General features: G+C 53.2%; 16 protein-coding genes. 6 read left to right on the forward strand and 10 right to left on the reverse strand.

Annotation, left to right across the window (positions count from 1 at the left end; translation table 11 throughout):
• Both KWG64_RS18780 and KWG64_RS18785 read right to left on the reverse strand, forming a co-directional pair.
• Positions 1 to 621 (reverse strand): DMSO/selenate family reductase complex B subunit, encoded by a 621-nt coding sequence (locus tag KWG64_RS18780; protein WP_218522776.1) that lies wholly within the window; start codon positions 619 to 621, stop codon positions 1 to 3.
• Entirely contained in the window at positions 618 to 2999 is a 2382-nt protein-coding gene (locus KWG64_RS18785; RefSeq protein ID WP_218522777.1) for a DMSO/selenate family reductase complex A subunit, read from the reverse strand. The genes KWG64_RS18780 and KWG64_RS18785 overlap by 4 nt, the downstream gene beginning before the upstream one ends.
• A gap of 292 nt (positions 3000 to 3291) precedes the next feature.
• On the opposite strand from KWG64_RS18785, the gene KWG64_RS18790 reads away from it, so the two are divergent.
• On the forward strand, positions 3292 to 3963 hold the full coding sequence (locus KWG64_RS18790; protein WP_101078088.1) for a GntR family transcriptional regulator: 672 nt from the start codon (positions 3292 to 3294) through the stop codon (positions 3961 to 3963).
• A 2-nt stretch (positions 3964 to 3965) separates the two neighbouring features.
• On the opposite strand, the gene KWG64_RS18795 is transcribed toward KWG64_RS18790, so the two are convergent.
• The 8 genes from KWG64_RS18795 to KWG64_RS18830 all read right to left on the reverse strand — a co-directional run bounded on the left by KWG64_RS18795 (position 3966) and on the right by KWG64_RS18830 (position 13415).
• Entirely contained in the window at positions 3966 to 5225 is a 1260-nt protein-coding gene (locus KWG64_RS18795; protein WP_218522778.1) for an aspartate aminotransferase family protein, read from the reverse strand.
• A gap of 11 nt (positions 5226 to 5236) precedes the next feature.
• A complete protein-coding gene (locus KWG64_RS18800) occupies positions 5237 to 6286 on the reverse strand; it encodes a phosphotransferase (RefSeq protein WP_218522779.1) in 1050 nt (349 codons plus the stop codon).
• Positions 6279 to 7013, reverse strand: coding sequence for an SDR family NAD(P)-dependent oxidoreductase (locus KWG64_RS18805; protein WP_218522780.1), 735 nt, complete (start codon positions 7011 to 7013; stop codon positions 6279 to 6281). Before KWG64_RS18805 ends, KWG64_RS18800 begins: the two co-directional genes overlap by 8 nt.
• 87 nt (positions 7014 to 7100) lie before the next feature.
• Positions 7101 to 7940: an ABC transporter permease gene (locus KWG64_RS18810; RefSeq protein WP_370628723.1), complete on the reverse strand. Its 840-nt coding sequence runs from the start codon at positions 7938 to 7940 to the stop codon at positions 7101 to 7103.
• A 12-nt stretch (positions 7941 to 7952) separates the two neighbouring features.
• Entirely contained in the window at positions 7953 to 9218 is a 1266-nt protein-coding gene (locus tag KWG64_RS18815) for an ABC transporter permease (protein ID WP_218522781.1), read from the reverse strand.
• A gap of 167 nt (positions 9219 to 9385) precedes the next feature.
• A complete protein-coding gene (locus tag KWG64_RS18820) occupies positions 9386 to 10414 on the reverse strand; it encodes an ABC transporter substrate-binding protein (RefSeq protein ID WP_218522782.1) in 1029 nt (342 codons plus the stop codon).
• Positions 10415 to 10683: 269 nt separating this feature from the next.
• The gene (locus tag KWG64_RS18825) at positions 10684 to 12138 is read right to left on the reverse strand and encodes an NAD-dependent succinate-semialdehyde dehydrogenase (protein WP_218522783.1); all 1455 of its coding nucleotides are present in this window, start codon (positions 12136 to 12138) and stop codon (positions 10684 to 10686) included.
• Between the two features lie 8 nt (positions 12139 to 12146).
• On the reverse strand, positions 12147 to 13415 hold the full coding sequence (locus tag KWG64_RS18830) for a 4-aminobutyrate--2-oxoglutarate transaminase (protein WP_218522784.1): 1269 nt from the start codon (positions 13413 to 13415) through the stop codon (positions 12147 to 12149).
• A 145-nt stretch (positions 13416 to 13560) separates the two neighbouring features.
• On the opposite strand from KWG64_RS18830, the gene KWG64_RS18835 reads away from it, so the two are divergent.
• The 5 genes from KWG64_RS18835 (at position 13561) to KWG64_RS18855 (ending at position 21140) form a co-directional block, all read left to right on the forward strand.
• Entirely contained in the window at positions 13561 to 15117 is a 1557-nt protein-coding gene (locus tag KWG64_RS18835; protein ID WP_255562231.1) for a PLP-dependent aminotransferase family protein, read from the forward strand.
• Positions 15118 to 15367: 250 nt separating this feature from the next.
• A complete protein-coding gene (locus KWG64_RS18840; RefSeq protein ID WP_165059893.1) occupies positions 15368 to 16453 on the forward strand; it encodes an ABC transporter ATP-binding protein in 1086 nt (361 codons plus the stop codon).
• 1498 nt (positions 16454 to 17951) lie between these two features.
• Positions 17952 to 18578, forward strand: a complete 627-nt coding sequence (parA, locus tag KWG64_RS18845) for a ParA family partition ATPase (protein ID WP_218522785.1) — start codon at positions 17952 to 17954, stop codon at positions 18576 to 18578.
• Positions 18575 to 18784, forward strand: a complete 210-nt coding sequence (locus tag KWG64_RS18850; RefSeq protein ID WP_101078106.1) for a plasmid partition protein ParG — start codon at positions 18575 to 18577, stop codon at positions 18782 to 18784. The genes parA and KWG64_RS18850 overlap by 4 nt, the downstream gene beginning before the upstream one ends.
• A gap of 1369 nt (positions 18785 to 20153) precedes the next feature.
• Positions 20154 to 21140 carry a replication initiation protein gene (locus tag KWG64_RS18855; RefSeq protein ID WP_104925214.1) on the forward strand — a complete coding sequence of 329 codons (987 nt, stop codon included), beginning with the start codon at positions 20154 to 20156 and terminating at the stop codon, positions 21138 to 21140.
• Positions 21141 to 21428: the final 288 nt, after the last annotated feature.

Raw genomic sequence — 21428 nt, forward strand, 5'->3', positions numbered from 1 at the left:
TTATTTACCTCCCTTTTCAGCGCCCTGATGCGGTTTGATGACAAGATTCGGCCGCGTCAGCGTGGATACCGGCAAACCCTGAACGTCGCACAGGTCGCCGTATTGCGCGCGTAACTCGTCAATTGGCCCGAATTTGATCGCGCCCAGCGGACAGGTCGCGACGCAAACCGGTTGTTCTCCGGCGGCTTGCAGATCGACGCAAAAATCGCATTTCGACATCTGGCCGGTTTCCTGATTTAACTGCGGCGCGCCGTACGGACACGACCACGCGCAGTAGCCGCAGCCGACACATTTGTCGGTATTGACGCGCACAATGCCGTCGCCCGGACGTTTGTGCATGGCGGTAGTCGGGCAGTTTTTGGTGCAGATCGGGTCTTTGCAGTGGTTGCAGGAAATCGACAGCGTGTAGGCGTAGACGTTGTTGTAAACGCCGCCCTGCCCGGTGGGTACGAATCCGCCGCCTTTCACTTCGTAAATACGGCGGAAACGGCGGCCCACTTCCAGATTGTTTTTATCCTTGCAGGCAACCTGACAGGCCTTGCAGCCCGAACAGCGGGAAGAGTCGATAAAGAAACCCAGCTGGCGGTTACTGACCGGCGCGTAATCTATAAATTGGCTCATGCTTTAACAACCTCCACCAGCATGGTTTGATGAGAATTCCCTTTTGCGAGCGCGGTAATGCGCGCCGAACTGAGCACGTTGGCGCAACCGCCACGGTCAACGCCGTTTTCATCCGGCTGCCACCACGCGCCCGCCTGTAAAGCCACCACGCCGGGCATGATGCGCTGCGTCACTTCCGCCGGGATCAGCGTCACGCCGCGATCGTTGTGAATGCGCACGCTGTCGCCCTGCGCAATGCCGCGCTGCGTGGCGTCAGCCGGGTTGATCCACAGTTTTTGCTCCTGCACTTCCTTCATCCACGGGTTGGCGTACTGCGTCGAGTTCGCGCGGTTTTTGCCTTTCCAGGTGATCAGCTGCAACGGGAAGCGGGCAGAAAGTTCATCTTCCGGGCCTTCGTGCGCCGGAACGTAATGCGACAAGGCCGGGATTTCCGGGTGATGCATGTCGTACAGGCGCTTTGAGAAAATCTCGATTTTGCCGGAAGGCGTCGGGAACGGATTGTTTTGCGGGTCGCGGATATTCGCTTCGAACGCGATATGCGGTTTGTCTTTGAAAAGATAACGGCGGGTGACCAGCAACTCGTCAAAGGTCGGCAGTTTCTCTTCCGGCATTGATTCACGGGTTTTTTCCCAGATGCTGACGATCCAGTCTTTTTCTGTGCGTCCGAGACTGAATTCCTTTTCGACGCCCAGTTTGGCCGCAACTTCGCGCAACCAGTCGTAGTCGGTACGGCTTTCAAACTGCGGTTCAATCAGTTTTTCTGAGAGGATCAGGTAGTTGCCGGTTCCCCACGATTCGCCAATATTCCAGCGTTCCATAAAACTGGTTTCCGGCAGCAACAGATCGGCATATTTCGCGCTGGGCGTGAGGAACAGATCGCTGGCCACAATGAATTCAATTTTCGATTCATCTTCGAGAACCTTCACGGCCTGATGAATATCCGGGTTCTGGTTTGCCAGATAATTTCCCGCCAGCGAAAACAGGATGCGGATATTGCTGTCCAGTTTGTCGCCGCCGGTCAGCCCGTCCGCTGACGTGATTTTGCTGGCGTCATCCGCCGCCTGCACCCAGTTCATCACCGAGATTTTCTTCGTTACCGGATTGTCCGGCATTTCCACGCCAGCGGTGAATTTACGGCTGCTGTCACCGCCATAGCCACCCGCCCAGCCGCCCTTCACGCCGACATTTCCGGTGATCGTCGCCAGTATTGTTGAACCGCGCGCAGTGCGTTCGCCGCAGTTGTGACGCTGCGGCCCCCAGCCCTGGATCAGCGCCGCCGGTTTGGTGGTGGCGTAATCACGCGCCAGTTGGCGGATGGTTTGCGCAGGCACATGCGTGATTTTTTCCGCCCACTCCGGCGTCTTTTTCACGCCGTCTCTCGCGCCGGTCAGGTACGCCACCAGCGATTCATTGGCCGGAACGCCTTCTGGCATCGAACTTTCGTCAAAGCCCAGGGTGTAACGTTCAACAAACGCTTTATCGTGCAGGTTCTCCGTGATGATGACGTACATCATCGCGTCCATCAGCGCATTGTCGGTGGAAGGCAGCAGCGGGATCCACTGATCTGCCAGCGAAGACGCCGTGTCCGAATAGCGCGGATCCACCACGATAAACCGGGTGCCGTTCTGTTTCATTTGCTGAAAATAGTGATTGGTATGCCCGAATATGGTCTCGTTCGGGTTATGCCCCCACAAGATCACCAGCGGCGTGTCCGCCAGCGTATCCAGCGTATTGCCGCTGGCTGCCGCGCCATAGGTGTAAGGCGTCGCCGCCGCCGTATTGCCCATACTCACCGAGTGATAAGTATTGAGATAGCCGCCGGTCTGGTTCAGCAACCGCCGCACCATGGTATCGCCGGAGAACGGGCTGCCGCTGACCGCCGTGCCGACGTGAACATTGCGCGATTCCGGGCCATATTTTTCCGTGATGCGTTTGAGGTTATCCGCAATGAGCGTCGTGGCTTCTTCCCAGCTGATCCGCTCGAATTTGCCTTCGCCGCGTTTGCCGACGCGCTTCATAGGGTATTTCAGCCGGTCAGGGTGATAGACAAATTTCCGGTAACTGCGCCCGCGCACGCAGGCGCGCATGATGGGCATTTCCGGGTCGAGATCGGCATCCGGACGGGTGGAAATGCGGGTAACGACGCCTTCCTGAACATGGGCGCGGATATCACATTTGCCGCCACAGTCGAATGAACTACAGGTGGGAACGATTTTTTCCGATGAGGAGGGAAATTCCTGAGAGGCGACGGAGATTTTCCCGCCTGCATGTGCAAATTTAAAGCCGATCAGAGGAAGTGCAGCCACCATGCCGCTGAGTTTGACAAAATCCCGGCGGTTAACGCCTGAGGGATCCTTACAATCTTCATTGTTTTTCATAACATTAGCTCGCAAAAGAAAAAATCATCTCATGCTTAAGTCAAATTTTTCCTTGTGTGATATCAACGCGCACGCAGGTCACCTCTCCTTTCGGGGTATACGCGCTTTATTTTTTAATTTCATAAGGTTATGTATTAATTACCGTGATGTATCGCACATTACTCATCACCCGGAATAGGTATCAAAATTCGGGGTATTTCTGCCCATCACATTTGATGCATCATGTTGTATAATCGGCTTCCACGAATTCTTCCTTAATCCGGGTGCGCGCACTCTATTGCTACGGTGAACTTTGAATTATCCCATCAGCTCAATTAACCACGCCTATCTGGGCAGCAGCGTCTACGCCACCTTGCGTGAAGCCCTGATTACCGGCCGCCTGAAACCCAATGACCGCCTGCGGATCCGCGAACTTGCGGAACAGGTCGGCACCAGCGTGACGCCGGTGCGTGATGCGATTTTGCAGTTGGCAAAAGAGCAGGCGCTGGAAATGCGCACACCGAAAGATATTCGTGTTCCGCAGCTGGATGAACAGCAGTATCAGGAAATCCGCACGTTGCGTTTAGATCTCGAAGGCCTTGGGGCGGAAAAAGCGGCGCAGACAGTTACCGAATATGAGTTACAGCGCATCGCACAGAACATTGAAAACAACCGAAAAGCCATCAGCAGCGAAGATTTGCCGGAGGCGCTGCGGCTTAACAGTGAATTTCATCTGATGCTGGCCGAAAGCGCGCGGATGCCGCTGCTGAGTAATTTCATCGACAGTTTATGGATGCGCACCGGCCCGCTGATTGCCCAGGCGTACGCACATTTTTCCGAGCGGATGGCGATCGAACATCACGAAGAAATCTTGCGCGCACTGCGCAAAGGCGACAGCGCAACGGCAAGAAAAGCCATTCAGGAAGACATTCTCGACGGCAGCCAGAAGATGGTCGAATTCCTGGCCGCCAGCCGGGAGAGGTGATTTCAGAGCGGGATATCTGCCAGTACGCCCGCCAGCGTTTCCAGTAACAGCGTGGCGTGTTCGGGCTGAAAGACCATCGGCGGGCGGATTTTCAGGACGTTCGCCGCCGGGCCGGTGGCGCTGATCAGGATCTGTTTGTGCCGCATCTGGTTAACGACAAACGCCGCCAGCTCTGGCGCGGGCATGTTGCGCTGATCGCTCACCAGTTCCACGCCGATGAACAAACCGTCACCGCGCACATCGCCGATCACCGGATAACGCGCCGCCAGTTTCAGCAGCCCTTCCCGCAGAATTTCCCCCGTCCGTTGCGCGTTTTGTTGCAGCTCTTCACGGCGTAAAACCTGCAAAACCGCATGCGCCGCGCGGCACGAAACCGGATTGCCGCCAAAGGTGTTGAAATAACGCTGACGGCGGCCAAATTCCGCGAACAGTTCCGGCCTGCCCACCAGCCCGGCGACCGGATGTCCGTTGCCCATCGGTTTGCCCAGACTCACCAGATCCGGCATCACGCCGTAACGGGCAAAGCCCCAGCGCTGGCTGCCGGTGCGGCCAAAACCGGGCTGCACTTCGTCGGCGATAAATAACCCGCCCGCCGCACGAACCTGCGCCACCGCACGCTGCATTTCGGCCGGTTCAGGGCTGAAAACGCCGTCGCTGGAGAAAATCGTGTCCACCAGCAGCGCCGCCGGTTTTACGCCAGCCTGTTTTATTTCTTCCAGCGCCCGTTCCACGCCATCGGCGAAAGCGCCCTGACGGCGGAAGGTGTCCGGCGCATCAATGAGCCAGACATTTTTGCCCTGCTCAAAACCGTCGCCGAGCGATGGCGAAAGTTCGGCCAGTGCGCTGGTGACGCCATGATACGCCCAGCGCGTGACCAGAACGCCCTGCCCGCCGGTGATTTGCCGCGCCACGCGCAGCGCCAGATCATTGGCTTCGCTGCCGGTGCAGGTCATGGTGAGATTGCGCAGTTCCGGCGGAAACTCTGTCAGAAAATCTTCGGCAAACTCCACAATAGCGTCATTAAGATACCGCGTGTGCGTGTTGAGCTGCGCCGCCTGCGCGGCAATCGCTTCCACAACAGCCGGATGGCAATGCCCCACGGACGCCACGTTGTTGTAAGCATCCAGATAGCGACGCCCTTCGCTGTCGAACAGCCAGACGCCTTCGCCGCGCACGACGTGCAGCGGTTCCTGATAAAACAGACGATAACCGCCGCCCAGCCATTGCTGGCGGCCTTCCAGAACCTGTTGCTGAGTCAGCATTTTTGCTCCCTTTACGGCAATTCAGATGTACAAGACTGACTGAAAATCTCGCCAGTCTGCGAAAACGACAACGCCATCAGACGCGACAAACTGCCCCACGCGTGCGTCTGATTACGCAAAATATAATCACGGTTTTGCGGATATAACACGGCGCGGTGCTGGGCAATCAGCAGGCTCAGCGCCAGCCGCGAGGCCACGAGTTCAGGCAAAACGTGTTGTTCCGCCTCACTCAGCGGCTGACGGGCGGTGTACGCCGCAATCATCGGACGGCAATACTGGAAGAGATTTTCGCCCTGGCTGTCGAGCTGATACGCCAGCGCCGTCGCCAGTTCATTGATCAGCGGCGCACGCAGCGCATCGCCAAAATCGATAATCCCCGCCAGACGCTGCGGGTCTGCGCTTTTAACCAGTACGTTGTGCGCGTTCAGATCGTTGTGGATCACCTGTTTGCGCAAAAAGCGGCTGGCGGGCACCACTTTTTGCTGATGGATATCCAGCACGCGGCTGATAGTGTGGCGCTGCATCGGGTCAGTCAGATGCGGGATCCAGCCTTCAAGGCGCGACATATCGCTGATGTCCCACAGCAAATCCCGTTTCGCGCCGGGGTGTTCAAAATCGCTGAGCGCAATGTCAAGACGCGCCAGCGTGTCGCCGAGTTCGCGCATCAGTGTCTGAGACCGGGGTACCTGAAATTGCGCGGTACCCGGAAGATAACTGACGGCGCGCAGAGTCAGGTTCTGCCCGGCGACGCTGACCTGTGGCGTCAGTTCGCCGCTGCGGCTTTCCTGCAAACGCGGCACCGGCAGCTGGCTGTCGCGCAAGGCAAGATGACTGAGAATGGCGGTCTGAAAATCGACCTCTTCCGGCACTTCCGCCGGATTCACAAACCGCAGCATGTAAGCGCGGCCTGAAAGCGTGGTCAGGCAAAAATTGCTGTCGCGCTCTCCGCCCAACACCTGCGCGGAACCTTCCAGCCCGTAGACCTGCGCGGCGATGTTTTCGGCTTGCGAAGGGCTGACGCGCGGCACTTCGGTAGTCAGCAGTGACGGCGCTTCAGACATGCTGACCGCCGTTAACGTGGATCTCCGCGCCGTTCACATAAGACGCGCCCGACGTGCAGAGGAAATAAATCAGCGACGCCACTTCTTCGGCCTTGCCCAGACGTTGTAACGGCACGCTGCGCTCGACGATTTCCTGCGTGCCCGGCGACAGAATGGCGGTATCGATTTCCCCCGGCGCAATCGCATTAACGCGCACGCCGTGCGGGCCAAACTCATGCGCCATTTCACGGGTCAGCGTGGAAAGTGCGGCTTTGGAACAGGCATACGCCACGCCCGCAAAAGGGTGCACTTTGCTGCCCGCAATCGACGTAACGTTGATGATGCTGCCCTGCGCGGCCTTAAGTTCATCAAATAATCCGGTCGCCAGAATCGCCGTCGAGAACAGGTTGACGTTGAACACCTGCAACCAGGTGGTGTAATCGCTGCCGAGCACGCCCATGCGCCCGCCCGTCGGCGTTTTTGGCGAAATCCCGGCGTTATCGACCAGCGCATCAAGCCGTCCGCCGAGGCGCTCTTTAATCATCGGCAGCGCTTTTTGTACGCTGTCGATGTCTTCCAGATCCAGATGAATATGGTTGAGAAAACCTTCTGCCCACGGACATTCGTCCACCCAGTTCTGACGCGACGCGGTGAAAATCCGCCATCCTGCAGCATAAAAATGTTTCACCGTTGCGTGACCGATACCTCGGCTTGCCCCGGTCAGCAGTAACGTTTTTTTCTCTGTCATGATGAAGGTCCTTGTCGGTTTGATATTTGATGCATCAGGAATAATCAAAAAAAGAGGACCTGTAAAGTCCTCTGAGTCATTTAATGTTTAATGTGCGGCGGAAGAATGGCGCAGGCGTTCGCCACGGCGACGCAACAGTTCCATCACCAGCAGTAAAATCAGCGATGCGCCGACCATCAGCGACGCCGCAGCGGCAATCGTCGGGTCAAGGTTTTCGCGGATACCGGCGAACATCTGGATCGGCAACGTGCGCTGACGCGGGCTGGCGAGGAATAATGTCACCACCACTTCGTCAAACGAGACCGCAAACGCAAACAGCGCACCGGAAAATACGCCGGGTGCAATCAGCGGCAGCGTCACTTTACGAAATACGCGCCACGGCGAAGCGCCCAGACTGGCGGCGGCGCGTGATAAATTGCGGTCGTAGTTCTTGAGGATTGCCGTCACGGTAATCACCACAAAAGGCACGCCGAGCAGCGCGTGCGCCAGCACCAGCCCCAGATAACTGTTGAGCAGGGAAACGCGGGCAAAGAAGAAGAACATCCCGACGGCGATGATGACTACCGGTGCAATCATTGGCGAAATCAGAATTGCCATCACCAGCGATTTGCCGCGAAACTCACCGCGCACTAATCCGACAGAGGCCAGAACGCCCAAAACGGTGGCCAGAATCGTCGCCAGCGGCGCAATCAGCAGGCTGTTCCCCAGCGAACTCAGCCATTCGTCCGAGTGGAAGAATGTGTGATACCAGCGCAGCGAAAAACCGGTCAGCGGATAGCTCAGAAACGAGCCGGAATTAAACGACAGCGGCACGATAATCAGCACCGGCACAATCAGAAACAGCAAGATTGCCGCGCTGTAGAAGTTGAAACACCAGCGCCACAACCGCAAAATCAGCGCCCCTTTCTGTTTCATACTGTGTTTCATGGTCTGGCTCCTTTAGTTCGCAGCCACTTCGGCTTTGCTGCGCGTCACGCGGATATAAACGATATAAAGCAGAACCACAATCACCAGCAACTGGCTCCCGAGCGCCGCCGCCATTCCCCAGTTCATCGTGGTATTGGTGAAGAACGCCACAAAATAGCTGACCATCTGATCGCCCGGCCCGCCGAGCAGCGCGGGCGTGATGTAGTAACCAATCGCCATCATGAACACCAGCAGCGCGCCCGCCGTGACACCGGCATAGGTCTGCGGCACGTACACCCGCCAGAACGCAGAGAAAGGATGCGCGCCGAGTGAAATCGCCGCGCGGACATAGTTCGGCGAAATGCTTTTCATCACGGCATATAAAGGAAGAACGATAAATGGCAGCATGATGTGCGTCATTGAGATGTAAACGCCGAGACGGTTGAATACCATCACCAGCGGGTGATCGATGATGCCGGTGGAAAGCAGCGCGCGGTTGATCAGGCCACCGGATTGCAGCAAAACAATCCAGCTGGCAGTGCGGACAATCAGCGATGTCCAGAACGGCAGCAACACCAGAATCATCAGTAAGTTGGCGCGACCGGCCGGTTGTTTCGCCAGCCAGTACGCCAGCGGATACCCGAGCGCGACGCAGCACAGCGTGACGACCAGCGCCATCCACAAAGTGCGAAGCAGCACGTTAACGTACAGCGCCTGGTCCGGCGGCAGCGCCGTAATTTTGCCGGTATCGACGTCAACTTTGCGGTCAAACGCGGCCAGCAGATAATAGGAAGTCAGCGGTTTCGCCGCGCGCTGCAACGTCTGCCAGGTGCTGATTTCGCCCCACAGCGGCATACTCTGGATCAGTGCCTCTTTGACCGGCGCGGTGCCTTCGGGAACATGGCGTAATGTGCCGGTGATCAGGCTCCGGTAGCGGTTATCCTCATAGCTCAGACGTTTGGCGACAGTCGCCATCTGGCCGCTGTTACGGGCGTTGCGCAGATCCGTCACCAGCGCGGAAAAGGTCGCTTCATCCGGCACGGTTTTGCCTTCCCAATGTGCAAGCTGCGCCACGGTTTCCGGAAGGGTTTCGCCAAGCTCCGGGTTGGTCACGCTCTTGCCCAAAATAGACGCAATCGGAAACAGGAAGCTGATAATCACAAACAACAAAAGTGGCGCAATCAGCAGCAAAGAACGTCGCGTATACGCCGCTTCTACTTTGCGCAGGCGCTGACGCAGCGTCGGCCCTGAAGCGGCGTCGTCCGGCACCGGTGTCGTCAGCATTTCGGTCTGGCTCATAATTTTCTCCCGCGGCAAATTCTCTGGTATTACCTAACTCAAAGCACAAAATCATTCAGACTGAATCAGGGCGGCAAGCGAAGCGGATCCCCGGCAACAGTCAAAAGACTGTGACCGGGGCGAGCAAATGAAGCCAACGCCGGGTCAGACCAAAGGATGACGGGTATTTACTTAGCAGCCCAGGCGTTGAAGCGCTGTTCTAAGTCTTCGCCATGCTCAATCCAGAAGTTAGTATCTACCTGCAAAGCGCCTGCCAGGTTTTTCTCAGCGGTTGGCAGGTTCTGCGCATATTTAGGGTCAATCATGCCGGTGACTGATTTTTCAGTCGGGCCGTAAGGGATGGTTTCGGCGAAGACTTTCTGGTTTTCAGGTTTGTTGGCGAAAGCGATGAACTGTTCGGCCAGATCTTTGTGTTTGGACCCTTTCACGATGGCCCAACTGTCGAGGTCATAGAGGCTGTTGTCCCAGACCATTTTGAAATCATGGCCTTCACCCTGCGCGGCGCTCACGCGACCGTTGTAGGCGGAGGTCATCACAACGTCGCCGGACACCAGCCACTGAAGAGGTTGTGCGCCAGATTCCCACCACTGAATATTCGGTTTGATTTGATCGAGTTTTTTGAAAGCACGTTCCACACCGGCTGGCGTGGCGAGCACTTTATAGATGTCTTCACGCTTCACGCCATCGGCCAGTAAAGCGATTTCCAGCGTGAATTTGGCGCTTTTGCGCAGAGCGCGTTTGCCCGGAAAATCTTTTATATCCCAGAAATCAGCCCAGCTGGTCGGCGCTTTTTTCAGTTTGCTGGCGTCATAGGTCAGCACCGTTGACCACAGGAAAATGCCCGCACCGCACTCGGTGACCGCGCCCGGCACGTACTGCGTTTTGTCGCCCAGTTTGCTCCAGTCCAGCGGTTCAAACAGCCCTTCATCACAACCACGGATCAGTTCCGGGCTTTCGACTTCCACCACGTCCCAGCCCACCTGTTTGGTTTCTACCATGGCGCGGATACGGGCCATTTCACCGTTGTATTCACCCGGCTCGATGGTGCCTTTACCGGCGGCTGCGAAAGGTTTGTAAAACGCTTTGTCCTGAGCGTCTTTATTCAGACCGCCGAAAGAGATCACTGTCAGAGATTCAGCCTGAGCCTGAAACACCAACCCGGCGAGAAGAGTGGTAAGGGCAATCTTTTTAAACATGCTGTGACTCCTGGGTTAACTAAAAAAGTAAGGAAAGCGCTAAGGTAACGGCATTGTTAAAAACATGATGCATCATATTTTATAATGAAGCATAAACCATGCCATTACTGTTGAGTCCGTCCGCCACGCCGTAAATGGCGGGCGGACAGGTTTTGCAGAGGCGTTATTTGATTTTTTTGTGCCTCACGACCACTCAGTTTCTTTTTATTGTTGAACCTTGCACAGCTGACGTGCATTTCTGCACCCTATCGGGACGTTGTGCGTCAGGATTACTCACCCAGTTCGATGCACAGATATTTCATTTCCAGATAGTCATCCATACCGTGGCGGGCCCCCTCCCTCCCCAGACCGGACTGTTTAATACCGCCGAACGGCGCGACTTCGTTGGAAATCAGACCGGTATTGATGCCCACCATGCCGTATTCCAGAGCCTCCGGCACCCGCCACTGGCGCGCAGCGTCACGCGTGAAAATATAAGCAGCCAGCCCGAATTCGGTATCGTTCGCCATCGCGACCACCTGCGCTTCATCGGTAAAGCTGAAAACCGGCGCAACCGGCCCGAAGGTTTCTTCACGCGCAAATTTCATCGCGGATGTCACACCGCCGACCACGGTAGGCTGGAAGAACGTGCCACCCAGCGCGTGTGGCTCGCCGCCGGTCAGTATTGTTGCCCCGTGTGACAGCGCATCGTCGATATGCTCACGCACTTTGCTGACGGCAGCGTCGTCGATCAGCGGCCCCTGCGTGACGCCGGTTTGAGAGCCCTCGCCCACTTTCAGTTTTTCCACTTCTTCCACCAGCCGTTTCACCAGCGCCGGGTAAATCCCCTGCTGGACATAAATCCGGTTAGCGCAGACGCAGGTTTGCCCGCTGTTGCGGAATTTCGAAGCCATAATACCGGCCACGGCGCGCTCGAGATTGGCGTCATCGAACACGATACACGGCGCGTTACCGCCCAGTTCGAGAGAGAGTTTTTTCACCGTCGGCGCACTTTGCGCCATCAGGATGCGCCCGACTTCGGTGGATCCGGTAAAGCTCAGTTTGCGGACCACCGGACTCGCGCACAGCACTTTGCCGACTTCCTGCGCGGAACCGGTGATCACCTGCAATACGCCCGCCGGAATGCCCGCTTCCATCGCCAGTTGCCCGAGCGCTAAAGCGCTGAGCGGCGTTTGCTCTGCGGGTTTCACGATCATCGCGCAACCTGCGGCCAGCGCCGGTGCGGCTTTGCGGGTGATCATCGCCGCCGGGAAATTCCAGGGCGTAATGGCCGCGCACACACCAATCGGTTGTTTCAGAACCAGCATGCGTTGTGAAGCCTGAACCGGTGCCAGCACGCTGCCTTCCACGCGCTTCGCCTCTTCGGCAAACCATTCGATAAACGATGCGGCATAGACAATTTCGCCTTTTGCCTCCGCCAGCGGTTTGCCCTGTTCAGCGGTCAGCAATGCGGCCAGATCGTCCGTATGTTCGAGCATCAGCTGCGCCCATTTCTGCATCAGCGCGGCACGTTGTTTGGCAGTTTTTTCCCGCCAGACCGCCTGCGCCTGTTCGGCGTAAACAATAACCTGCGCCGTTTGCGCGGTGGTGATCTGCGGTACGCTGCCGATCACCGCGCCCGTTGCCGGGTTGATGACGTCCTCGCGTTCGCCATTTTCGCTGTCGGACCATTCACCGTTGATCAGGCATTGCTGGCGCAGGAGTTCAGTATGTTTGAGTTGCATAACGTTCCTCAGTCAGCCAGCACGCGGGACAAAATAGCCAGCGCGTCTTTGAACTGGGCATCAGGAATGGTCAGCGGATACAGGAAACGGATCACGTTGCCGTGGACGCCACAGCTCAGCATCAGCAGTCCGGCATCCAGCGCTTTACGCAGATACTGTTTTGTCAGCTCAGCCGACGGTTTGCCTGTCTCCGGATCGTTGAATTCTGCCGCGACCATGGAACCGCGCGCACGCACATCAACCAGCGCCGGGCATTTCGCTTTGGCTTTTTCCAGCGTTTCAACCAGTTCCGCACCCAGACGGCTGGCACGTTCGCAGAGTTTTTCTTCTTCGATGATTTCGAGAACCGCCAGCGCCGATGCCACCGCCAGCGGGTTGCCCGCGTAAGTGCCGCCCAGACCGCCCGGTTCCGGCGCGTCCATCAGTTCAGCGCGGCCGGTCACGCCGGAAATCGGGATCCCGCCGCCCAGGCTTTTCGCCATGGTGACTAAATCAGGTTGAGCATTCGGATAGTAATCTGACGCGAACATTTTACCGGTGCGCGCAAAGCCGCTCTGCACTTCATCCGCAATCAGCACGATGCCGTGACGGTCGCAGATGTCGCGCAGACCTTTCACAAAATCTTCCGGCGCAATATTAAAACCCCCCTCGCCCTGAATCGGTTCGTAAAGAATGGCGGCAACCTGCTGCGGGCTGATATCACTGCGGAAAATTCGCTCGATGCTGTCCAGCGCCATTTCTGTGCTGACGCCGTGTTGCGCATTCGGATACTGCCCGTGGAATACCGACGCCGGGAACGGACCGAAACCCACTTTGTACGGCACAACTTTCCCGGTCAGCGCCATGGTCAGTAAGGTGCGGCCGTGGAATGCGCCGGAGAAAGTGATAATACCGGGGCGACCGGTGGCAGCGCGGGCAATTTTTACCGCGTTTTCTACCGCTTCGGCACCGGTACTGAAGAAGGTGGTTTTCGCTTTTCCTGACACCGGCGCGATTTCGTTGATGCGTTCAGCCAATGTGACAAAGCTTGCATAAGGCACAATCTGGTAGGCGGTGTGCGTGAACAGGTCGAGCTGTTTGCGGATCGCTTCGACAATTTTCGGATGGCGGTGGCCGGTATTCAGCACGGCGATCCCGGCGGTGAAATCGATATATTCACGGCCCTGCTCATCCCACAACGTTGCGTTTTCCGCCTTCGCTGCATAGAAATCACACATGACGCCGACACCACGCGGTGTCGCTTCTTTACGGCGTTTTTCCAGTTCGCTGTGACTCATCTTTCGCTCCTGCCTGAAGGTTATGTTTTGAAGATTGCCGGTTGCAAGGTGAACAATTTGTCGAAATAGCAATCCGTCCTTGTTTTTTATCCCGCCAGCGGTTCTATAATCCAGAACCAGTTTTAATTATTTTGAGGATCCACTTTTGCGCTCATTGCTCTCTGACCTCATTTTTCAGCGTCTCACCGGGCTTTCTGAATCTTCCGGAGGCACGCTGAACAGGCGCGTTTATCAGGCATTACAACAGGCTATCTTTGACGGCAGCATCAGCCCCGGCAGCCGTTTGCCTGCGTCCCGGGACCTGGCCAAAGAACTGGATATTTCGCGCAATACGGTACTGGCGGTCTACGAGCAATTGCAGGCCGAGGGCTACATTCAGACACGTACCGGAAGTGGTACCTTCGTCACATCAGATTTACCGGAAGACGGCGTGATTGCGGACAAAACCATCACGCGCTGTGCCCCGCTCCGCAGCCATGTTTCACTTTCCAAACGCGGTTCAAATTTGCTGACGCGCACCGGCGTGGCGTCGCACCAGTGGGGCGCATTTATGCCGGGCGTGCCGGATGTCACAAAGTTTCCTCATGACATCTGGCGCAAGCTGCAAAACCGCCTGAGCCGCCGTCTGCATCCGGAATATCTCACCTATTCTCGCCACGGTGGCTGCCCGGAACTTCAGCATGCGCTCGCTGATTATCTGCGTATTGCACGCTCGGTGGACTGCACCGCCGACCAGATCCTCATCACCGCCGGTACGCATCAGGCGCTGGATTTACTGGCAAAAATGCTTTGCGATCCGGGCGATGTCGCCTGGATTGAAGAACCCAGCTACTGGGGCATTCGCAATGTACTAACCATCAACGGCGTGGATATTCAGCCAATTCCGGTGGATGAAAACGGTATGGATCCGCCTGAAAACCCGCCAGAAAACCGCGCGCCTAAACTGATATGCGTGACACCGTCACATCACTATCCGCTGGGTGCGGTAATGAGTCTGGCGCGCAGACAAAAAATTCTCGCGATGGCCAGTCAGCAAGGCAGCTGGGTGGTGGAAGATGATTACGACAGCGAATTTCGTTATTCCGGCAGTCCTATCCCCGCGTTGCAGGGCCTGGGCAGCGATGCGCCGGTGATTTACATCGGGACGTTTAGCAAAACGCTGTACCCGGCGATGCGAATCAGTTACGTCGTTTTGCCGCGCCCACTGGCTTCGCGCCTCAAGATTGCGCACTCCGAGTTGTACCGGGCGGGTAACGGACTGACGCAACTTACGCTGGCGGAATTTATACGCGAAGGCCATTACGCGGCACATATCCGCCGGATGCGGCTGATTTACGGCAAGCGGCGTAATGTGCTGACGAAGCTGATTGAACAGGAGCTCGGGCCGGAGTTTTTAAGCGAAAACAGTAATGCCGGATTGCATCTGATTTTGTCGTTGCCGGATTCGATTGATGACGTGGCGCTCAGCGCGGAGCTGGAGCAAAAGCGTGTGCTGACCCGCCCGCTTTCCGCGTACTATCTGCGTCCGGCCCCGCGGCGCGGGCTTTTGCTCGGTTATGGCGGTGTTTCGGAGGAAGAAATTGTGTCCGCGTTTGGGCATATCGTGGATTGTTTGCGACGCAGGCTGCAATCTTGTAGTGCGCAGGAGGCGCTGATTGAGATCACCGAAACGGAAGCTAACGACTTGCCTGATCCTGCGTAATCCCTCTTTCACATTGCTAGCAATAATCAGAAGTCTTACAAAAATAGCAATAAAATTCATAAGCCTGCGAGATTTCTCTCAGGCTCTTTTTTTGTGGTTTTTTGCTAAAAAATGCTTGTTAGCGTTTCTGACGGGTGGTAAAGATTTTTAATAACGCCACACAAACACTCCTTCTGAGGATGTTTTATGCATGATTTGTGCCGGGTTGCGTCATCCACTTTCCAGTATTTTTCTTTGCGGAGTACCTGTTATGAGAACGTATGTCAGCTTCAAAAATATCAAGAAGAGCTATGACGGCGATAAACTGGTCGTTAAAAACCTCAATCTTGATGTCCATGAGGGGGAATTTTTGACGCTGCTTGGCCCGTCAGGTTCCGGCAAGACGACCAGCCTGATGATGCTTGCAGGGTTTGAAACGCCGACTCAGGGAGAAATTCTGCTGCGCGATAAACCTTTGCATAATTTGCCTCCGCATCAGCGTGATATCGGGATGGTTTTCCAGAATTATGCCTTGTTCCCGCACATGACGGTGGCTGAAAATCTGGCGTTTCCGCTGACGATACGTCGTCTTAACAAGACGGATATCAAGGAGAAAGTTGACCGTATTCTGGATATGGTCAAACTGAAACCGCTGGCTGATCGCTATCCGGCGCAAATGTCCGGCGGGCAACAGCAACGTGTCGCCCTCGCCCGCGCTCTGGTGTTCGAACCGAAACTGGTGTTGATGGATGAACCGCTCGGGGCGCTGGATAAACAGCTGCGCGAACATATGCAGATGGAAATCAAGCAATTGCACCAGATGCTGGATCTGACGATTGTCTATGTGACACACGATCAAAGCGAAGCGATGACCATGTCTGACCGCGTTGCGGTATTTAACGACGGCGTTATCCAGCAGATGGACAGCCCGAGTGTGATTTATGAAAAACCGGATAATGCGTTTGTTGCGCAGTTCATCGGAGAAAATAACAGTCTGCTGGCAACCAATACGGCAGCCGAAGGTGATTTTTATCGTGCATCGCTTGATGACGGCACAATTCTGCGCGCGGTTAAAATTCGCCCGAGTTCACCCGGTAAGAAAATTTTGCTCTCAATCCGCCCCGAGCGGATCAGCATCAACAATCCTCAGCCGGGTATGGAACAGGTCAAAGCGCGGATTAAACAGTTCATCTATCTGGGCGACCATGTTCGCATGATGACTGAAGTTGCGGGTCAGGATAATTTTATGGTTAAGCTTTCTGCCGCACATATGAATCCGGACTGGAAAGCCGGATCAGAAGTTCTGCTTTCCTGGCTGCCTGAACATCTGCGTGCCCTTGATGTTGTGACCCATTAATTTCGCCTTTCAAATTCCTGAATCCTAAAATCCCGAGATTTTATAATCTTGGGATTTATTATTTAAACATCTTGTCATCTTGTCATCTTGTCATCTTGTCATCTTGTCATCTTGTCATCTTGTCATCTTGTCATCTTGTCATCTTGTCATCTTGTCATCTTGTCATCTTGTCATCACAAGATAAATCCCAGCATCTTATAATCACAACATCCTTCAGGCCTGTATCTCATAATGATAAAATCACATAATCCTGAAATCCCATCATCCCAACATCCATCACAAACCTCGATAATCCTGAGATTTTAAGATTCTGAAATCTTGCTAAACACAAGAATCCCAGAATCCTTTAATCTTAATACTCTGCATACATTATATCCATAATTATGGAATCCCTGAATCCCCGCGCATTGTGAGAATCTTATAATCCCGTGATTTGTTATGGATATCCTGTAATCTCAAAATCCTATAGAAAATCATGGAATCCTGACATCCTCTCATGGCTTATTAATCCAGCTTCGCTACTTGTAGATAACTGCTTGATTTTAATAAAATGATTATGGAATCACAGAATCTCAAAGCAGTATTATGCAATCCTGAGATTCATTCTAAATCCCAGGATTACATAATGCGCATAACAAGATAAGACCAGTGAGCACTCATCAACGTGTAATCCTGTAATCCTCAGAAAGATTCCAGAAGCATGTCATCCTGGAATCCTTAAGTACCGTAGATACCTGTGTGTTCTTCTATTGATAATTAATGATTCAAAGATTACTTAATCCTGTAATCCTACAATTCATATACGCACGTTTCAGGATTTTGTAATCTCAGAGGTGTCAGAATCATTCTATCCTGTAATCATAAAATACAGAGCTGATATCATATGCTTCTGAAATCCTAAGATGTACAAATCCCTGAATACAGGAATCATCAGATGGTGAGATGGTGAGATGGTGAGATGGTGAGATGGTGAGATGGTGAGATGGTGAGATGGTGAGATGGTGAGATGGTGAGATTTTCAAGGCTATTGTTTTGAACGTCAACTCAAACCGAAACCTTTTGGCGTTCTCATTGGCATGATGCCTCCCCGCGAAAATCCCAAGATTGCAGAATCATTAAATCACATGATGGCGTAATCCTTAACGCTTCATGTTTTAACCTTATTCTCTGAGACCGATACTTCAGCCTTATCAGCCTGTAATCCTGACATCCCAAAACCCTGAGATGATGAGATTCAAAAATCACAACATCCTGAACATTATGTTACCGGCGTAATCAATCAACCGGTAATCACGTAATCCTGAAATCACAGGATAATATAATTCGGTAATCCTAAAATATTGAAATCATCGGATGTAAACTTTATAGTAGTGCTTCAATCCTGTGATTCATGGATTTTTAAATCCCAGAATCCTATGATTACATAAATAATGAATCCCGAAACCTTATGATTCCGGGATTCTATAATCTTCATTTAGCGCTTCATCAAGAGGTTGTTATGGCAGCGAAAATTATTTCTTTCCTGAACGGGAAGGGCGGGGTAGGGAAAACCACGACTTCTATTAACATCGCAACCTGTCTTGCCCGGCAAGGTCATAAAGTCGTGATGGTCGATACCGATCCACAGGGAAGCATCAGCAACTGGTACGACGAAAGCAAATGCCAGTTCGACCTTGCGGAAGCCGCATCAGAAAAAGAAGTCTATACCGTACGCAAGCAGTTGAAAGAATATGACTACGTGGTCATCGACGGTGCAGCGGCAATCTCGGCAATTTCATCTGCAGCCGTGATGGTCAGTGATTTAGTATTGATTCCCGTGACACCGTCACCTTTAGATTTTGCAGCCTGCGGCGCTATACTTGCCGTTGTTGAGGCGCGTGAAAATTTACAGCCTGTCATCGCGCGTTTTCTGATCACCAAGAAAGTCGCATCCGCTAAGATGCTGGAAGTCTTGAAAGAATCGATTGCTGATACAGGCGTTCCGGCACTGCGCACAGGCACCTCTCAGCGCCAGGTTTACATCCGTACCATGATGGATGGCGGAACAGTCTTCGATACAACGGACGGTAATGCGAAAGGCGAGATTGAAATTATGACCAAAGAAATTACGGAGTTGTTGAAATGAAAATGAAACTTGGCCAGCACAGACAACTGACTACAGCACTGGACGCTGTAGCAAAGCCGCCCGCTTCAGTGAAGAAGTTACAGACTAACATCGATGAAGAGTTGCATCGCCGTTTCAAAACCAGCTGCTTCCTGCAAGATCGCGAGATGAAAGACGTTCTGACAGAGTTGATCAATGCCTGGCTAATCACCAACGAACGTTCCTGATCGTCTGTTACGTCTGGATCGGGCCTTTTCAGGCCCGTTTCTGTTTCTTAAGCCTGCATAACCTTGTCCCGTCTGATGCTACCTCTTCCCAATCCTTTACGTAATAACGTCGCCAGCCCTTATCAGGATCCCAAGATCAAATAGTGTTTTGTTTTATTTATAAGTTTAGATCTTTCTCTTTAAGAGAGGTTTTTTCCTATGTAAATCAGCAGAATACAACACGTCTTGTGGAGGTATTTCCTGCCCGGAGTGGAGATCCTTCCTGTTGGATGTGGATCCTTTTCATGACCAATGTAGAGCTTTTTCCTGTGGATAATTTCCTTACAGATCAGTCCACTGAATACGTGGAGCTTTTTTCTGTGGACAGTTTTCCATGGGAGCCTCTGTCATGAACATCAGCTTAGATCTAACGCTAACATATTGCCACAACTCATATTTCTGATAAGTGGAGTGATTTCCTGATCCCTTAACAGGCACTCATGTGGAGACATTTCCTGTGACAGCGTCACGTTGTGTCACGTAACAGGGAGAGGATCATCCTGGCCAGGCATAATCAGCTTCAGAAATCGGTATCCGGGCAGCGGAGCAGGGCATATGTGGAAGCTTTTCCTGATCCAATCAGCAGTTATGTGGAGACATTTTCTGATCTGATTAACGCTATTTAAACGATCTCTGAAAATATAATTCTTTATAAACAGTCAGTTAGAAATTATGTGACATTGTCACTTTCCTATATGTGGAAGAATTATCTGATCAAACGTGCGTGAATTCACGGTAACTGTCCGGTCAGTTAACACCTTACGATGGAATACGTGGAAGCATTTCCTGATCCCGCGCATTGCTATACGTGGAAAGATTTCCTGAGATCAGAATAACCCGCATATGTGGAGTTATTTCCTGATCACCGATCGTGTATCCCCAAATGTGGAGACATTTTCTGATCCACGGGCACATATACGTGGAAATTTTTCCTGTAGATCCCGTTTCAGACAGGGAACGGGCCGGGATGATGAAATGAGAAGGGGATCACAAAGCCGGTTCCGGTCGGTTAACGTGCAATATGGACTTATATGTGGAAGAATTTTCTGATCGGCAGGGAAGATCAGCGCGTATCTCAGACATTCAGGGCTGGAGATCTTCAGCTCGATAAGTGGAGTAATTTCCTGTAAAAAGTGAGCCGATCCAGCATGTTAAAAAAAGGATCCCGAAGGCGGCGGAAAATCATATGTGGAAGTTTTTCCTGATCGATGTTTTAGGATCCTCTGATAACAATCTGAAAATAAAGGAATAAATAAGCCTTGTTTTTACTTTACGTCAGTATTTTTTATGTGGAATAATTTACCTACTTTCCACTTATGGATCCTGCTACATGGAACTGAATAAACTCACCGTAGTTCAGGGGAACGATCTTCTTGAAGGCGCCTACAGCGTTACTCTGGATGAAATGCGCTTGCTTAACCTGGCGCTGGCACAAATTGATAGCAGGAAACCTCAGCCGGACACGCTATATCGACTTTTCCCTCAGGATTACCAGCGGATCTACGGGGTAAACCCGACCAGCAGCCACCGCCAGTTGCGTGAAGCTGCAGAAAGCCTGATGAAAAAGCCGGTCACCATCTACAAACCGGATACGAAAACCGGAAAGGTCCGTACCGTTCAGCTTTCATGGTTCTCGCGGCTGGAATACGTCAGCAGTGATGATCACAGCGCCGTTGTACTGAGATTCGGTCAGGATGTTGCACCGTATCTGTATGAATTAAAAGAGTCTTTTACCAAACTCAATTTTGCTAATATTGCCAAACTGGATACGCCGTTCTCCGTGCGCCTCTATGGCTGGTTAATCAAAGCCAAAAACCTCTACGGACGACGCAGCGGTAAAGCCATTGAAGTGACCCTGGATCTCAACTGGATGCGCGAGAAGGCCGGTCTGGCGGGCAAATACGAGGATTACCGTGACTTTCGCCAGAAGCTGCTTGAACCGACGATCAACCGGATCAATGCCAATACTGATATTTCCGTGGTCTGGGAGCCGGTGAAGCAGGGCAGAACCGTTGTTTCGATCAAGTTCGCCTATGTCGATGAGTCAGCGCCGGAAGCCAGTAAACCGCTGCGCCCGCGCTTACCGCGGCGTCCACGCGCTGTAGCAGGCTCTGCGCTGGAAGGCGAGTGGGCACGCCGCTGTATCACTATCTTCGAAGAGTATCGTGAGAAATTAAGTGCTTACGACGTAGAAGAAAAGGCGACGTTGCCGGATCTGCGCAAGCTTTCAGGCTGGTACAAGCTGATCGGTGAGAAGAGCAAACAAAAAGAGATCCTCTCTGAGGTCAGTTCCCGCAGTAAGAAAACCGCTGCCTGACAGCCCGGCCGGAAAGCATTCCGAAATGAACGGCGTATCTTCGATGAGATACGCCGTTTTTCTTTGTACGGATCCGGAGGATTCCGACGTCCATTACAGTTAACTTACTGATTATCATGACTATAATGGTTAGTGAGTGCTTACTGGGTGTGGGCAGGAAATCATTCCACATTACCCGTTTTGGCGGCTTTTTCAGCGTACTGCCCAAAAGCTATAAGCCATATTTTTTCGTTGTTAGACAAGGACAAACCTCAACCTTACTCTTCGTCATGTTTTGTAAACCTATTG

Source organism: Rahnella sp. PD12R (genome assembly GCF_019200965.1).
Classification (GTDB): Bacteria; Pseudomonadota; Gammaproteobacteria; order Enterobacterales; family Enterobacteriaceae; genus Rahnella; species Rahnella laticis.

Coding starts and splice junctions, on each gene's coding strand:
- KWG64_RS18805 (WP_218522780.1), bottom strand. CDS start 7,013: ATGACAGAGAAAAAAACGTTACTGCTGACCGGGGCAAGCCGAGGTATC.
- KWG64_RS18830 (WP_218522784.1), bottom strand. CDS start 13,415: ATGAGTCACAGCGAACTGGAAAAACGCCGTAAAGAAGCGACACCGCGT.
- parA (WP_218522785.1), top strand. CDS start 17,952: ATGGCAGCGAAAATTATTTCTTTCCTGAACGGGAAGGGCGGGGTAGGG.
- KWG64_RS18810 (WP_370628723.1), bottom strand. CDS start 7,940: ATGAAACACAGTATGAAACAGAAAGGGGCGCTGATTTTGCGGTTGTGG.
- KWG64_RS18780 (WP_218522776.1), bottom strand. CDS start 621: ATGAGCCAATTTATAGATTACGCGCCGGTCAGTAACCGCCAGCTGGGT.
- KWG64_RS18850 (WP_101078106.1), top strand. CDS start 18,575: ATGAAAATGAAACTTGGCCAGCACAGACAACTGACTACAGCACTGGAC.
- KWG64_RS18785 (WP_218522777.1), bottom strand. CDS start 2,999: ATGAAAAACAATGAAGATTGTAAGGATCCCTCAGGCGTTAACCGCCGG.
- KWG64_RS18840 (WP_165059893.1), top strand. CDS start 15,368: ATGAGAACGTATGTCAGCTTCAAAAATATCAAGAAGAGCTATGACGGC.
- KWG64_RS18800 (WP_218522779.1), bottom strand. CDS start 6,286: ATGTCTGAAGCGCCGTCACTGCTGACTACCGAAGTGCCGCGCGTCAGC.
- KWG64_RS18815 (WP_218522781.1), bottom strand. CDS start 9,218: ATGAGCCAGACCGAAATGCTGACGACACCGGTGCCGGACGACGCCGCT.
- KWG64_RS18825 (WP_218522783.1), bottom strand. CDS start 12,138: ATGCAACTCAAACATACTGAACTCCTGCGCCAGCAATGCCTGATCAAC.
- KWG64_RS18795 (WP_218522778.1), bottom strand. CDS start 5,225: ATGCTGACTCAGCAACAGGTTCTGGAAGGCCGCCAGCAATGGCTGGGC.
- KWG64_RS18820 (WP_218522782.1), bottom strand. CDS start 10,414: ATGTTTAAAAAGATTGCCCTTACCACTCTTCTCGCCGGGTTGGTGTTT.
- KWG64_RS18855 (WP_104925214.1), top strand. CDS start 20,154: ATGGAACTGAATAAACTCACCGTAGTTCAGGGGAACGATCTTCTTGAA.